This is a genomic window from Pseudomonas sp. PP3 (assembly GCF_905336995.1).
GTDB lineage: Bacteria > Pseudomonadota > Gammaproteobacteria > Pseudomonadales > Pseudomonadaceae > Aquipseudomonas > Aquipseudomonas reinekei.
Genome location: NZ_HG995459.1, coordinates 6,124,416 through 6,138,598 on the forward strand (window position 1 = coordinate 6,124,416; position 14,183 = coordinate 6,138,598).

12 protein-coding genes and 1 pseudogene are annotated in these 14,183 nt (G+C 59.2%); 5 read left to right on the top strand and 8 right to left on the bottom strand.

All coding sequences use genetic code 11. The features are described 5' to 3' along the window. The first annotated feature begins 78 nt into the window (after positions 1-78). The 4 genes from KHO07_RS27705 (at position 79) to KHO07_RS27720 (ending at position 3,394) form a co-directional block, all read left to right on the top strand. A complete protein-coding gene (locus KHO07_RS27705) occupies positions 79-888 on the top strand; it encodes a MetQ/NlpA family ABC transporter substrate-binding protein (RefSeq protein WP_075948596.1) in 810 nt (269 codons plus the stop codon). A gap of 2 nt (positions 889-890) precedes the next feature. Further along, positions 891-2,012, top strand: a complete 1,122-nt coding sequence (locus KHO07_RS27710) for an ATP-binding cassette domain-containing protein (protein ID WP_212626055.1) — start codon at positions 891-893, stop codon at positions 2,010-2,012. Next, complete coding sequence (locus tag KHO07_RS27715) at positions 2,002-2,646, top strand: methionine ABC transporter permease (RefSeq protein WP_150735959.1); 645 nt, start codon at positions 2,002-2,004, stop codon at positions 2,644-2,646. Before KHO07_RS27710 ends, KHO07_RS27715 begins: the two co-directional genes overlap by 11 nt. A 118-nt stretch (positions 2,647-2,764) precedes the next feature. Further along, positions 2,765-3,394 (top strand): class I SAM-dependent methyltransferase, encoded by a 630-nt coding sequence (locus KHO07_RS27720; RefSeq protein WP_212626056.1) that lies wholly within the window; start codon positions 2,765-2,767, stop codon positions 3,392-3,394. 8 nt (positions 3,395-3,402) lie between these two features. Here the strand turns inward: KHO07_RS27720 and KHO07_RS27725 are convergent, their stop codons facing one another. The 7 genes and pseudogenes from KHO07_RS27725 to KHO07_RS27755 all read right to left on the bottom strand — a co-directional run. Next, on the bottom strand, positions 3,403-6,456 hold the full coding sequence (locus tag KHO07_RS27725) for an efflux RND transporter permease subunit (RefSeq protein WP_150735961.1): 3,054 nt from the start codon (positions 6,454-6,456) through the stop codon (positions 3,403-3,405). Then, positions 6,453-7,520 carry an efflux RND transporter periplasmic adaptor subunit gene (locus tag KHO07_RS27730; RefSeq protein WP_150735962.1) on the bottom strand — a complete coding sequence of 356 codons (1,068 nt, stop codon included), beginning with the start codon at positions 7,518-7,520 and terminating at the stop codon, positions 6,453-6,455. Before KHO07_RS27730 ends, KHO07_RS27725 begins: the two co-directional genes overlap by 4 nt. Next, positions 7,517-8,620, bottom strand: a complete 1,104-nt coding sequence (locus KHO07_RS27735) for an efflux RND transporter periplasmic adaptor subunit (RefSeq protein ID WP_150735963.1) — start codon at positions 8,618-8,620, stop codon at positions 7,517-7,519. The genes KHO07_RS27730 and KHO07_RS27735 overlap by 4 nt, the downstream gene beginning before the upstream one ends. A 649-nt stretch (positions 8,621-9,269) precedes the next feature. Next, positions 9,270-10,052, bottom strand: coding sequence for a MetQ/NlpA family ABC transporter substrate-binding protein (locus KHO07_RS27740; protein WP_123328984.1), 783 nt, complete (start codon positions 10,050-10,052; stop codon positions 9,270-9,272). 250 nt (positions 10,053-10,302) lie between these two features. After that, positions 10,303-11,226, bottom strand: a complete 924-nt coding sequence (locus KHO07_RS27745; RefSeq protein ID WP_150735964.1) for a sigma 54-interacting transcriptional regulator — start codon at positions 11,224-11,226, stop codon at positions 10,303-10,305. A gap of 55 nt (positions 11,227-11,281) precedes the next feature. After that, entirely contained in the window at positions 11,282-11,863 is a 582-nt protein-coding gene (locus tag KHO07_RS27750; protein ID WP_150735965.1) for an alpha/beta hydrolase, read from the bottom strand. 323 nt (positions 11,864-12,186) lie between these two features. After that, a pseudogene (locus tag KHO07_RS27755) lies at positions 12,187-12,300 on the bottom strand (energy transducer TonB); the annotation flags it as partial. A 282-nt stretch (positions 12,301-12,582) separates the two neighbouring features. Between KHO07_RS27755 and KHO07_RS27760 the strand changes: the two are divergent. Continuing rightward, positions 12,583-12,888 (top strand): hypothetical protein, encoded by a 306-nt coding sequence (locus KHO07_RS27760; RefSeq protein WP_212626057.1) that lies wholly within the window; start codon positions 12,583-12,585, stop codon positions 12,886-12,888. Positions 12,889-13,061: 173 nt separating this feature from the next. Here the strand turns inward: KHO07_RS27760 and KHO07_RS27765 are convergent, their stop codons facing one another. Continuing rightward, the gene (locus KHO07_RS27765) at positions 13,062-14,135 is read right to left on the bottom strand and encodes a fatty acid desaturase (protein ID WP_212626058.1); all 1,074 of its coding nucleotides are present in this window, start codon (positions 14,133-14,135) and stop codon (positions 13,062-13,064) included. Positions 14,136-14,183: the final 48 nt, after the last annotated feature.

Below are 14,183 nucleotides of genomic sequence, written 5' to 3' on the forward strand. Positions count from 1 at the left end.
CCACTGTAGGAGCTGGCTTGCCAGCGATGAGGCCCGCCCGAACACCAAAAATCTTATGCACTGACTGGAAAAACCATCATGAAAAAGAACTACCTCTCTCACCCAGTCAAAGCACTGGCCCTGGCCCTCGGCCTCTTCACTTCGGTGACCTTTGCCGCCGACGCGCCCCTGAAAATCGGCACCACCGCTGCCTTCGCCATTCCGTTGGAAGCCGCGGTCGAAGAAGCCGGCAAACAAGGCCTGAAAGTCGAGCTGGTGGAGTTCACCGACTGGATTGCCCCCAACGTCAGCCTCGCTTCCGGCGACATCGACGTGAACTACTTCCAGCACATCCCGTTCCTGGAAAACGCCAAGGCTGCCGCCGGTTTTGACCTGGTGCCGTTCGCGCCGGGGATCATCAACAACGTCGGCCTCTATTCGAAAAAATACAAAAGCTTCGACGAGCTGCCAGAAGGCGCCAGCGTGGCTATCGCCAACGACCCGATCAACAGCGGTCGTGGTTTGCAGCTGTTGGCCAAGGCTGGCCTGATCACCCTCAAACCGGGTGTCGGCTACAAGGCCACCGAAGAAGACATCATTGCCAACCCGAAGAAAATCAGAATCCTCCAGGTTGAAGCCGTGCAACTGGTACGCGCCTATGACGACGCCGATCTGGTCCAGGGCTACCCCGCATACATCCGCCTGGCGAAGACCTTCGATGCCGGTTCCGCGCTACTGTTCGACGGCCTCGATCACAAGGAATACGTGATCCAGTTCGTGATCCAGCCGAAGAATAAAACCGACCCGCGCCTGATCAAGTTCGTCGACATCTACCAGCATTCGCCAGCCGTGCGCGCCGCACTGGATAAAGCCCATGGCAAGCTCTATCAAGCCGGCTGGGAGAGCTGAGCATGACCGCTGCCACGCAACTGCGACTGGAGATTCCAGAGCCCCGCCATGCAAAACAGACCGAGCTGCACCCGGAACTCAATCGTGCCCACGTACGCTTTATCGGCCTGGGTAAAACCTACGACGGCAAACAAGGCCCGGTGGCCGCCCTGCACGGCATTGACCTGGCGATCCAGCGCGGTGAAGTGTTCGGCATTATCGGTCGCAGCGGCGCCGGCAAATCGTCGTTGATCCGTACCATCAATCGCCTGGAACAACCGACTTCAGGCCGGGTGCTGATCGATCAGGTCGACATTGGCGAGTTCGATGAGGATCGTCTGGTAGCGCTGCGTCGACGCATCGGTATGATCTTCCAGCACTTCAATCTGATGTCGGCCAAGACTGTTTGGCAGAACGTTGAATTACCGCTGAAAGTCGCCGGCGTGCCCAAGGAAAAACGCGATCAGAAGGTCCGCGAACTGCTGGAACTGGTGGGCCTGCAAGCCAAGCACAAGGCCTACCCCGCGCAACTGTCCGGAGGCCAGAAACAACGTGTCGGCATCGCCCGCGCACTGGTGCACGACCCGGCGATCCTGCTGTGCGACGAGGCCACGTCCGCGCTGGACCCGGAGACCACGCAATCGATCCTCGGGTTGTTGCGCGAGATCAACCAGCGCCTGGGACTGACCATCATTTTGATCACCCATGAAATGGCAGTGATCCGCGAGATCTGTGATCGCGTCGTGGTGCTCGAACATGGGCGCATCGTCGAGCAAGGCCCGGTGTGGGAAGTGTTCGGCAATCCGCAGCACGACGTCAGCAAGACCTTGCTCGCGCCATTGCAACACGCCCTGCCGCCAGAGCTGCAAAGCCGCTTGCGGGCTCAACCACAGTCAGCGGAAGACGCGGTGGTATTGCGCCTGCAATTTACCGGTGCCGCCGGTGATGAACCTGACATCGCGGCCCTGTTCGGCGCTCTCGGCGGCCGAGTGCGCTTGTTGCAGGGTGGCGTGGAACGGATTCAAGGGCACGCCCTCGGGCAATTGCTGTTGACGGTGACGGGTTCATCCCTCACCGCCGAAGAACTGCAGCAACGCGCCAGTCGCTGGGCGCAACAGGTGGAGGTGTTGGGTTATGTGGTTTGATCGCTTGCTGCAAGGCTTTATCGACACGTTTTTGATGGTCGGTGTGTCATCGCTGATCGCACTGCTGGCGGGCATTCCGCTGGCGGTGATCCTGGTCACCAGTTCCAGGGGCGGCATCTACGAGGCCCCGGCGATTAACCGCGTATTGGGCGCGTTCGTGAACTTGTTCCGCTCGATCCCGTTTCTGATTCTGATGGTGGCGCTGATCCCCTTCACCCGCCTGATTGTCGGCACTACGTACGGCGTGTGGGCCGCCGTGGTGCCGCTGACCATCGCGGCGACGCCGTTCTTTGCGCGGATTGCCGAGGTCAGTTTGCGCGAGGTCGATCACGGGCTGATCGAAGCCGCGCAGGCCATGGGTTGCCGGCGCGGGCACATCGTTTGGCATGTGCTGTTGCCGGAAGCGCTGCCGGGGATTGTCGGCGGGTTCACTATCACCTTGGTCACGATGATCAATTCGTCGGCCATGGCCGGGGCCATTGGCGCGGGTGGGCTGGGGGACATTGCGTACCGGTATGGGTATCAGCGTTTTGACAGCCAGATCATGTTGACGGTGATTGTGTTGCTGGTGGCGTTGGTGGCGGTGATTCAGTTGGGTGGCGACAGACTGGCGCGGGGATTGAACAAACGATAGAAGTCGGGGCGCGTGAGGAGGCTTTGTGGCGAGGGAGCTTGCTCCCTCGCCACAAATTGCACGAGCTCAATTTTCATGGCGTATATTCGGCAAATCCCAATTGCCTGCGCAGCCGACCATGAAACAAACCCCCGACGACCTCGAAAAAATCACCGCCACCACCCTGGGCCACTACAACTCGGTGGCTGATGGTTTTCGTGAAGGCACTCGCGATCACGATGTGAGCCAGAACATCGACGCCCTGCTGCGGCACATTCAGGGCAAGGCGCCGTTCAACATTCTCGACTTTGGCTGCGGCCCCGGTCGGGATCTGCAGACGTTTACGCGCATGGGCCACACAGCCATCGGCCTCGACGGTTCGGAAAAATTCGCGCAGATGGCCCGTGAGGACAGCGGCTGCGAAGTCTGGCAGCAGGACTTTCTGAAGCTCGATCTGCCGGCCGAGCGTTTCGACGGCATTTTTGCCAACGCGGTGTTATTCCACATCCCGCGCCAGGAGCTGCCTCGGGTATTGCTGCAGTTACGCGGAGCGCTGAAACCGGGTGGCGTGTTGTTCAGCTCCAATCCCCGTGGCGAGAATCAGGAAGGCTGGAACGGGCCGCGCTATGGGGCGTATCACGATCTTCAAGCGTGGCAGCAGTTGCTGACCGAAGCCGGGTTTGTCGAGCTGGAGCATTACTACCGGCCAGCGGGACTGCCACGTGAGCAGCAGCCTTGGCTGGCGAGTGTGTGGCGTAAGCCGGCGTAGCCATCGCCTTACTGCGCGTCTTTCTTCGGTTCGTGAATCCTGTACCAGGCCACGTACAACGCCGGCAAAAACAGCAGCGTCAGCAAGGTCGCGACGATGATCCCGCCGATCATCGCGTAGGCCATCGGCCCCCAGAACACTTCCCGGGCAATCGGGATCATGCCCAGGCTCGCCGCCGCGGCGGTCAGCAGGATCGGTCGGCGACGGTGTTCGGTGGCTTCCACCACGGCATCCCAGTGTGAAGAACCCTCGGCCACGAACGCGTCGATCTGGGTCACCAGAATCACCGAGTTGCGGATGATGATGCCGATCAGCGCCAGGATGCCGAGGATCGCGACGAAGCCCATCGGCGTTCCGGTCGGCACCAGCGCCAGCACCACGCCGATCAGGCCCAGCGGCGCGACGCTCGCCACCAGGAACATTTTCTGCACGCTGTGCAGTTGAATCATCAGGAAGGTGGCCATCAGGAACACCATCAACGGGATGACCTTGTTGATCGGCCCCTGGGCCTTGGCGCTCTCCTCCACCGTACCGCCCGTGGCGACCTTGTAACCCGCCGGCAATGCTGCAGCGAATTGGTCGATGTCCGGCTTGAGCAGTTTCACCAGATCGGTGGGCTGAATTTCACCGACCACCGCCGTCTTGATGGTAATCGTCGGTTTACGATCGCGACGCCACACCAGCGGTTGCTCAAGTTCGTAGCGCACGGAGGCAAACGCGAGCAAAGGAATCGAGGTGCCGCCCGGGGTGAGAATCTGCAGGTTCTGCAGGGTTTCCGGCGAACCCCGTTCGGCGTCTACGGCGCGACCGACCACGTTGATCAGGTAGATGTCGTCGTCGACCTGAGTCACCGTCGAGCCACTGACGATACTGTTCATCAGGTTCGCCACGTCTTCGGACGACAAGCCGAGCTGGCGCGCCTTGTCCTGGGCAATATCGATGCGCAGCACCTTGCCCGGCTCGTTCCAGTCGAAAATGATTTCGCCGATGTGCGGGTTCTTGTCCAACTGGCTGGCCAGATCGATGGCGTGCTTGCGCACCTGGTCGATGTCCGGCCCGCTGACGCGGTACTGGATCGGCCGGCCCACAGGCGGGCCCATTTCCAGCGCCTGGACGAAACTGCCGATGCCGACGAAGTCCTTGCGCAGACGTTCACGCAGGCGATCGCTGAGGGCTGCGCGGGTCTCGAAGTCTTTGGCGACAATCACCAGTTGCGCGTAGTAAGGGTTCTGCAGTTGCTGGTCGAGAGGCAGGTAAAAACGAATCGCACCCTGGCCGACGTAAGTACTCCAGCGCACGATATCCGGATCACCCTTGAGCGTCGCTTCGAGCTTGTCCACGGCCTTGCGGGTTTCATCGATCGAGGCGTTTTGCGGCAGGTTCAGGTCCACGAGGATTTCCGGGCGGTCCGAGGCCGGAAAGAACTGATTCTGCACAAAGCGCATACCGACAACCGACAGCGCGAACAACAGGATGGTGAGGCCAATCGCCCACCAGCGGTTGCGCATGCTCCACAACAGGCCGCTATTGAATGCCCGCCCCAGACGCCCGGGCTCCGCCGCATGCGGTTTCACATTGACGCTGAGGATGTGCACGCCGATGACCGGGGCGAACAGCACCGCCACCACCCACGAAACCAGCATGGCCACGGCAATCACCGCAAACAGGGTGAAGGTGTATTCACCTGCCGAGCTGCCATTGAGGCCAATCGGCACGAAACCCGCCACGGTGACCAACGTGCCTGTGAGCATCGGGAACGCGGTCGAGGTATAGGCAAAGGTCGCCGCCTGCTCCTTGGTATCGCCCAACTCCAGACGCGAGACCATCATCTCGACCGTGATCATCGCGTCATCCACCAGCAGGCCCAGCGCGATGATCAACGCACCGAGGGAAATCCGCTGCATGGTGATGCCGCTGTATTCCATGAACACGAACACCATCGCCAGCACCAGCGGGATCGAGCACGCCACCACCAGACCGGCGCGCACGCCGAGGCTGATGAAGCTGACCACCAACACGATCACCACGGCTTCGAACAAGGCACTGGTGAACCCGCCAACAGCGGCTTCCACCACGACGGACTGATCGGAGACGTTGTGCACACCGACGCCCACCGGCAGGTTCGCCGTGAGCTCGCTGATACGTTGGTGCAGGGCCTTGCCGAATTCCTGGATGTTGCCGCCGGTCTGCATGGCAATGGCCAGGCCGATGGCCTGTTGGCCATTGAAACGGAATTCCGGGGTCGACGGGTCGACGTAGCCACGGCGAATATCGGCAATGTCGGCCAGGCGATAGAAGCGATCATTGAGTCGCAGGTTGACGTTGGCCAGGTCTTTCTCGGAAATGAACTGCCCGGACGTGCGCACCGAAATCCGTTCGGGACCGGCTTCGATCACCCCCGCCGGCGTCACGGCGTTCTGCGCTTGCAGGGCCTGAACCACCTGTTGCTCATCGATGCCCAGCGCCGCCAGTTTGCGGGTCGAGAAATTCAGGTACAGGACTTCATCCTGCTGCCCGACCATCTCGATCTTGCCCAATCCCGGCACGCCACGGATGTCGGCACGGGCCTGTTCGACGTAGTCGCGCAACTGGCGCAACGTCAGGCCGTCGGCGGTAAAGGCATAGATCGAACCGAACACGTCACCGAACTCGTCGTTGAACGACGGTCCCTGGATACCTTGGGGAAACGAGTAGCGGATGTCGCCGATTTTCTTGCGCACCTGGTACCAGATTTCCGGAATATCCTTGGCCTTGGTGGTGTCGCGCAAGTAAACGTACACCGTGGACTCACCGGGGCGGGTGTAGCTTTTCACGTAGTCGAGCGAGTCGAGTTCTTCGAGTTTTTTCTCGATGCGGTCAGTGACCTGCTTGAGGGTTTCCTCCTGGGTCGCACCCGGCCAGCGGGTCTGGATCACCATGGTCTTGATGGTGAATGAAGGGTCTTCCTCGCGGCCCAGGTTCAAGTACGAGAACACGCCCATCAGCAACGCGACGAACATCAAATACCAGACAAACGACTGATGTTTAAGCGCCCATTCGGATAAGTTGAAACTCCCTTTCATTGTGGGCTGCCCTCATCTACTTTCACTTTCTGCCCCGGTTTGAGGCTGTTCACACCCGCACTGACAATCCGCTCGCCGGACTTCACGCCACTGGCCACGACCACTGTTGTATCGGTGCGGCTGACGATGCTGACGTCCCGCGGGGATACGGTTTGTGACTGCGTATCGACGATCCAGATGCGCGGTTTGCCATCGACCTCCTGCAGTGCGCTCAGAGGCAGTTCGATTTGCGGCTTGATCGCCGAGCTCAAGGTCACGCTGATCGCCGAGCCCAGACGAAACGCGGTGGGCGTTTCGCTCAGGGTCAGGCGCGCACGGCGGGTACGGGTGGCGCTTTCTGCCTGGGGTTCGATTTCACGGACGATGGCCGTGGTGTTGATTTCCGGGGTCAGCTGCAAGGCCACTTGAAACACCACGTCCTGGGGCAACTGATCGACCAGGGTGTCCGGCAGATCGATCACCGCTTCCTTGATGTCCGGTTGTGCCAGCGTGACCACTTGCTGGCCCGCAGTGACGACTTGCCCGGCCTCGGCCATCCACGCGGTGACCACCGCTTTGTGATCGGCACGCAGTTCAACGTAGTTCAGTTGGTCCTTGGCCTGATTGACCGCCGCCTGGGCCTGGTCAAGGGAAGCCTGGGTGGTTTTCAGGTCAGTCTGCGCAGCGTCGAGTTGCGCCTGGGAGCCCACGCCTTGATCGAACAGGCTCTGCTGTCGCCGTGCGGTGGCCTGGGCGTTGATCAGATTCGCCCGGATACTCGCCAGATCGCCTTCTGCGGAGCGTAACTGGTTCTTCTGATCGGTAGGATCCAGCGAGGCAAGCAAGGCGCCCTTTTCGACTTCCGCGCCGACATCCACGCTACGGCTGGCGATGCGTCCCGGCACACGGAAACCGACGTTGCTTTCATAACGGGCCTGGATGCTCCCCGCGAAGCGGCCGAGGTTTTGTTCACCCAGCGCTTCGACCTTGATCGACAACACCGGGCGGACCGGTTCCGGTGCTGCTTCCTCTTTCGAACAGGCCACCAGCATCACACTGGCGAACACCAGTAACAGATGCTTCATGGTTGACTCTCCGCGGCCAATTCCTTGTAGGTGTTTTCAGCGATTTCCACGGTCACGCCGGGGTGCAGCAACTGGCCGCCGGCAATGACGACTTTTTCGCCACCTTTGAGGCCATCGCTGATGATGACTTTACCGGTCAGGTAGCGGCCAACGGTGACGGTATGCAGCTGCGCCTTGCCTTCGCCATCCACCAGCCAAACGGCAGGGTCGCTGACTTTCTTGGTCAACGCCGACCATGGCAATTCCACCGCGGATTTACCCCGGGTATTGGCACTGGCGCTCACCACCGAGCCCAGCTGCATGCCCGGCGGCAAGCTGTCGAGGGTGACTTTGACCTGCACGGTGCCGGTCTGCTCGGAGACTGCCGGGGTGATTTCCCGGACGGTGCCAGTGGTTTTGATCGCCGGATTGTCGAGCAGGCTGACCACGACGGCCTTGTCCGATGGCGGTTCGGCCAGCAGCGATTCGTAGACGTTGAACACCGCATCGCGCTCACCGTCCTGGGCCAGGCTGAAAATCGGCACCGTGGCCTGAACCACTTGCCCGACTTCTGCCTGGCGCTTAGTGATCACGCCCGGCGCATCGGAAACCAACGCGGTGTAACTCAGTTGTTCACGGGCATTGGCCAACTGCGCCTGGGCCGCCGCCAGCGAGCTTTGGCTGCTGCGCAATGCAGCCTGGGCAGAGTCGTATTCGCTTTGGCTGGTATAGCCTTTGGGCAACAGTTTTTGCTGACGCACGAATGAAGCGGCGTTCTGTTTGACCTTGGCCTGTTCGGCGACGACTTGAGCCTGCGCCGAGTCGACATTGGTTTGCAGGTCCTTCGGGTCGAGCCGGGCAAGGACCTGCCTGGCCGAAATCCGGTCACCGACATCGACCGTACGCTGGATGATCTTTCCGCTCACACGAAAAGACAGTTCGGTCTGCACCCGCGCCTGCACATCGCCGGTCAAGGTGATGTTGGCGGCATATTCGGCAGGTTTGACTTCTTGGACGAAAACCCGTGGCCGAGCCTTCTCAATCGGTGCGTCTTCATCACACGCGGTCAGCAAAGCCAGGAGGCTCAAGCCGATCGCCATTTTCATTCCAGGACCAGCCATGCAGACTCCTTTGCGTTATACGAGCGCAATACGTCTGTCAGCTTAGAACAGGGTTTCAAACGCGCACACTGCGCGGCGTCAAATAAAGAACAAATTGCGTAGCGACGCAATCGGCGCTTCGGCGTACTGGGCCCTGGGTCCGGGTCAGCACGCGTTAGCCAAAAAAACTACCCTGCGGCATTTGCCGAGGCGAAGTAAGACGTCTATTTTCCCTTGCGCCGTAGGAAGGATCTTTTTTTCGATTTGCCCCTCCAAGGACGGACCGCTATTGGCCAGACTCCCCGGCCGATCATTCACAAGGAAGAGAAAATGGCAGATGCAAAAGCGCTTCAACCCATGAACCCGCAGGACATCGTGAAGTTATTGGTGGCGTTGCGCCGAGCGTTGAAGGCCAGGGTGGCCTGATTTCATCGTTGATTGATGTCGGGCTTTTGTGGCGAGGGAGCTTGCTCCCGCTCGACTGCGCAGCAGTCGCACAGCCAGGCAACGCGGCGTGCATGTTCTACCGCCCATTCACGTTTTGGGGTCGCTTCGCAACCCAGCGCGAGCAAGCTCGCTCGCCACAGGTTTCAGAGAACGCCCCATAAAAAAACGCCGACGCTGCATTAGCCGTCGGCGTTGGAAACCTTGAAGAGGTTTACCTCGCGAATCAGAACGCCGGCAGTACCGCGCCGCTGTACTTCTTCTCGATGAATGCTTTCACTTCCGGGCTGGTCAGGGCCTTGGCCAGCTTCTGGATCGCGGCGCTATCCTTGTTGTCAGGACGAGCCACCAGGAAGTTCACGTAAGGCGAATCTGCACCTTCGATCACCAGCGCGTCTTTCGCCGGGTTCAGACCCGCTTCCAGCGCGTAGTTGGTGTTGATCATGTCCAGGTCGACTTGATCCAGCACGCGCGGCAGCATGGCCGATTCCAGTTCCTTGAACTTGAAGTTGTGCGGGTTCTTGGCGATGTCTTTCGGCGTGGCCAACGCGTTTTTCGGGTCTTTCAACTCGATCAGGCCAGCCTTCTGCAGCAGGATCAGGGCACGGCCGCTGTTGCTGCCTTCGTTAGGGATAGCGATGGTCGCGCCGTCTTTCAGCTCGGCCAGGGATTTGACTTTCTTCGAGTAGCCACCGAACGGTTCAACGTGAACACCGATCACGGTGACGAGGTTGGTGCCTTTGCCTTCGTTGAAGCTTTTCAGGTACGGCAGGGTCTGGAAGTAGTTGGCGTCCAGACGCTTCTGATCAACCTGTACGTTGGGCTGAACGTAGTCGGTGAAGACTTTGATTTCCAGGTCCACGCCTTCTTTGGCGAGGGTTGGCTTGATCAGTTCAAGAATCTCGGCGTGTGGAACCGGGGTCGCCGCTACCACCAGTTTCTCCCCAGCCTGGGCCAGGCCCGCGGTCAGGGCAGCCGCCAGAGCGGTGAACAACAGAACCTTTTTCATGCAGTGTCCTTATCGAATATCACAGTCGCTTGTGGCGACGGCTATTAGTACGTGTGCCAGTGAAGTGCTATCGCTGGCGTGACGCGGACAATACCGGGATTTTTTATTCCCGAACAATATCTTTTATTCACTTTCATATTCCATTTTGTTCATACAGCTCTAGCTCGCGCATTCCCTGTAGGAGCTGGCTTGCCAGCGATGGCGTCTGTACAGAAAAAACGCGGAGGCCCAATCGCGAGCAAGCTTGCTCCTACAGGAGGCCGGCGTTTTTAAGGATTTGTTTCAGGGCGTCTTTTTCGGCGGCGGAGCCGTTGTCGAGGATCTGTTGCAGTTGCCGTTCGATTTGTACCAATCCTTCATCCGGCAAATTCAAATGCTCCGGCAAAATCTCGTCGCCGGTACTCACCAGCAATGCAAAGTGAATGACATTTTCCAGTTCGCGGGTGTTGCCCGGCCAACTGTGTCGTTCCAGCACGTGTTGCGCGGTTTCGCTGATCAGTGGCACCGGCAGACCCAGGCGCTGGCTATAAATACCGAGGAAGTATTCGGCCAGTGAAAGGATGTCGCCCACCCTCTCGCGCAAGGCCGGCAATTCGAGTTGTCCTTCGCTGAGGTAGTGATAGAGCCGCTCATGGAATTTACCGGCGGCAACCGCCTGGGCCAGGTCGATGCTGGTGGCCGCGACAAGCCGCACATCCACCGGGCTCGGCTGATGGGCGCCGACGCGGGTCACTTCGTGGTTTTCCAGAGCAGCGAGCAGTTTGATCTGGATTGGCAGCGGCAAGTCGCCGATCTCGTCCAGGTAGAGCGTGCCGCCGTTGGCTGAACCAAACCATCCCGCACGGCTGCTGGCCGATCCGCTATAACTGCCGGCGGCATAACCGAACAATTCGGCATCGGCGTAGGTCGGACTGATCGCGCCGCAATTGACCGACACGAACAAGCCACCACGATCACTGGCGCGATGAATGTGCCGCGCCAGCAATTCTTTGCCGCTACCGGTTTCGCCACGGATCAGCACCGAGATCTCACGCGGCGCCAATTGCTCCAGTTCCTGGCGCAACTGCCGGGAGCGCGGATCGACGAACACCAGCGCCTTGGCGCGAATGCTCAGGGGACTTTTTTCAGCGTCGGGAAAGGTCAGCAGTGGCTGACCGAAGGTTTCAAAGCTCATGGCAGACTCCCGCCCAGAACCGCCGGGAGACGGGGGCGTTAACTAAAGAAAGTGTTCAAGCTCGGCGCAGGGCGTGATGTTCCATACGGTTTTGCAGGCGATAGAGATAGGCAAACCCCTGCTCCCAACGCTGGTGACCGGACTTGACGTTGATGTGGCCGGCACCCGCGAGGATGCCCGCCTCCGCGCCCCAGTTACGCGCCAGTTCCAGCGCTCGCGGTGCACTGACTGCGGCGTCGTTGTCGGAGCTGACGACCTGGCTAGGGAATGGCAGCAGGTCTGTTGGAATCGGTGCGAAATTGCGCAGGGCTGGCGCACAGGCCGGACGCTCGACGTCGGCCGGCGCGACCAGTAAGGCGCCGCGAACCTGACGTAAAAACTGCACAGGCGCGGTCGCTGCCCAATGGGCGACAGTGATGCATCCCAGGCTGTGGGCAATCAGGATCACCGGAGTGCTGTCGGCGGCAATCGCCTCAGCCAACGCTGCAACCCAGTCTTCACGACGCGGGGTCAGCCAGTCGGCCTGTTCCACCCGCGCGCTGTTCGGCAGGCTGTTCTGCCAATGGCTTTGCCAATGATCTTCTGGCGATCCTTGCCAGCCCGGCACAATCAGATAGCGAATTGATTCGTTGCGCATGGGGGAACTCTCCTGCTGCGTGTCTGTTCCGGAATGAGTATAGGGATGAGAGTTATATTCGTTAAGGAATAAGAAGCTATTTATTAAGACCTATAAGGAATATTAAAACACGCGCACCTGTAGGTGCTGGCTCGCCAGCGCCTACAGGTGTGACGTGTCTGGCCGGAATAAAAAAGGGGCCGCACCCTGCCAAGGAGACGGCCCCGGAAAATCATAAATCTGTCAGCGCGCGGTGATCACCGGCAACTTGGTGATGCCTGCCCGCTCAATTGACGCCATGGTGAATTTCTCGTGTAAACGTTTCGCGCGAATTAGGTTTCGGTTTAATGAATTTTGAAATCGATGGGTACGCTGACCCAGCCGTCCCGGACGGCATCACCTTGCCTGCCAGGTACGAAACTCCAGCGTTTCACGGCGCTCAAGGCTTCCTGGTTAAGCCAATCATTGAGGCAAACACTTATCTCCGAAAGTAATTTTTAGCGTTTAAACTAGATCAAAAATGAATATGGGTACCTTCGAATCGCTGCAAGCCTTGCTCCGTAAGGACTTGGGGCCGGCGACCGAAAAGCCATGCTTTTGAGGCATTGAAAATATGACCGCATGGCATCGCTTTAAACGGCTTCGGTAAGCGCACATGCCCCCTTACAACCGCGAGATTGCTAAAACGCCGCCGGACGCTTTAGATCAACAACCGTTCAATCAACTCAGGATGAGTACCCATGACATTAAATTTCCGGACACTGGCCTGCTTGGCGTTGTTATTGACGCCGCTATCGATTTTTGCGGCCATTCCCATGGACACCGACACCATTGAGATCCGAAACAAAACCAGCCACCCCATCAACATCTTCCAGGGCAAGTGGAAGGGCGTCGTATTGCCGGATGAGCGCTTTCAGGCCAAGGATTTCCAAACCGCAACGGTCACGATTTCGACCTCTACGCCCGAGGCGGCCATCCGGTTCGTTTCACTGAGCAGTGGCAAGGGCTGCAAAGCCCAAACCTGTGTGCTGATTACCGGCAACTGAAATAGCAGTTTCCTGCGTGGATTCCTGATTCATTCGCAGGAGACACGCGCAGTAGGTCGAGCCGCTGAACGATCCATCGCGAGCAGGCTCACTCCCACATTGGATCTTCAGCGAACACAAAGTGTGTGAACAATCGACATCCACTGTGGGAGCTGGCCTGCCAGCGATGGCCTTCAGACCCGCACACCCTCTACGGCTTCACCCCGAACTTGCTGTTTGCGCACAAACCGATTCGCCCGCGCAAACGTCCCCAGATCATTAAACCGCACCCCCATCTCACGCATCACCTTGTGCGCCACCGGCACGGTCATCTGGCGAATGTAAAACGGTTCCTTCACCACGAAATGGTGAATCCCGTGGCTGCTGCCAAAGTTGAAGCAGAACGCTTGCAGCGGCCATAGCCACCAGGCGTTCAGCACTTGGCACTGCTGCATCACGTTCCCTGGCTCGATGTCGCCGTAGTAGTGCATGTTCGAGCTGATGAAGTGCAGGCAGAACGTGCGCAGTACGTTCGGGCCGATGATCACCACTGCCGCGATATCAATCACGTGCATCACCGATACCGTGGTCGCTGACCATTCGATCGGCGTCCCCGTCAAATACGCAATGCCGTTGGCCGCATGGAAGCCGAGAAACACATACCACGCGCCCCAATGCACCAGCGCCAGCGGCGCATAGACCTTCAGAGTGCGCTTGATGATGCTGAACTTGTGCGCCCAGGTCTTGGCGCGCAGCATGCGAATGAACGCCGACATGATGTTGTCGCCAATCATCAGCAACCGCGCGAAACCCCAGGGCTCGCCGTTGGTGATCGCACGTTCTTCCATGTCGGTTTCGGAACCGGACACCTTGTGGTGATTGAGGTGCAGGTGGCGGCGAATCCATGGATTGATGGTGCTCGGCCGCGCCAGCCAGACCAGGCCCATCATCAGGTTGTGCGGCACTCGCTGCTTGCGGAAGTACATGCTGTGAATCAGGTCGTGTTCCAGTTCATGGGTCAGCGAAGCAAAAAACGCGTTGAGCAAAAGACACGCCCACCACGCCATATACCCCGTCATGTACAGCGCCGCCGAGCCGATCATCCCAGCCAGCGCGAAGGCCAGGATGCCCGCGCCCAATGCATCCTGATGCTTGAGAATCGGGTAGCGTTCGCGCAATTCGACCCCTTTGGCCAGCACCACCTCGCGAATATGTGCCGATCGCTGAGCTGCATTCAGTCGTTGGGGGCTTGCAGAAGTACGGTCCATGCTTCCATCCTCTGATTATTGATGTTCGCATCCTGCCTGCTGCGCCCA

Excerpts from the sequence above, each read along its gene's own strand:
- KHO07_RS27705 (WP_075948596.1), top strand. The coding sequence starts at position 79 with ATGAAAAAGAACTACCTCTCTCACCCAGTCAAAGCACTGGCCCTGGCC.
- KHO07_RS27710 (WP_212626055.1), top strand. The coding sequence starts at position 891 with ATGACCGCTGCCACGCAACTGCGACTGGAGATTCCAGAGCCCCGCCAT.
- KHO07_RS27715 (WP_150735959.1), top strand. The coding sequence starts at position 2,002 with ATGTGGTTTGATCGCTTGCTGCAAGGCTTTATCGACACGTTTTTGATG.
- KHO07_RS27720 (WP_212626056.1), top strand. The coding sequence starts at position 2,765 with ATGAAACAAACCCCCGACGACCTCGAAAAAATCACCGCCACCACCCTG.
- KHO07_RS27725 (WP_150735961.1), bottom strand. The coding sequence starts at position 6,456 with ATGAAAGGGAGTTTCAACTTATCCGAATGGGCGCTTAAACATCAGTCG.
- KHO07_RS27730 (WP_150735962.1), bottom strand. The coding sequence starts at position 7,520 with ATGAAGCATCTGTTACTGGTGTTCGCCAGTGTGATGCTGGTGGCCTGT.
- KHO07_RS27735 (WP_150735963.1), bottom strand. The coding sequence starts at position 8,620 with ATGGCTGGTCCTGGAATGAAAATGGCGATCGGCTTGAGCCTCCTGGCT.
- KHO07_RS27740 (WP_123328984.1), bottom strand. The coding sequence starts at position 10,052 with ATGAAAAAGGTTCTGTTGTTCACCGCTCTGGCGGCTGCCCTGACCGCG.
- KHO07_RS27745 (WP_150735964.1), bottom strand. The coding sequence starts at position 11,226 with ATGAGCTTTGAAACCTTCGGTCAGCCACTGCTGACCTTTCCCGACGCT.
- KHO07_RS27750 (WP_150735965.1), bottom strand. The coding sequence starts at position 11,863 with ATGCGCAACGAATCAATTCGCTATCTGATTGTGCCGGGCTGGCAAGGA.
- KHO07_RS27760 (WP_212626057.1), top strand. The coding sequence starts at position 12,583 with ATGACATTAAATTTCCGGACACTGGCCTGCTTGGCGTTGTTATTGACG.
- KHO07_RS27765 (WP_212626058.1), bottom strand. The coding sequence starts at position 14,135 with ATGGACCGTACTTCTGCAAGCCCCCAACGACTGAATGCAGCTCAGCGA.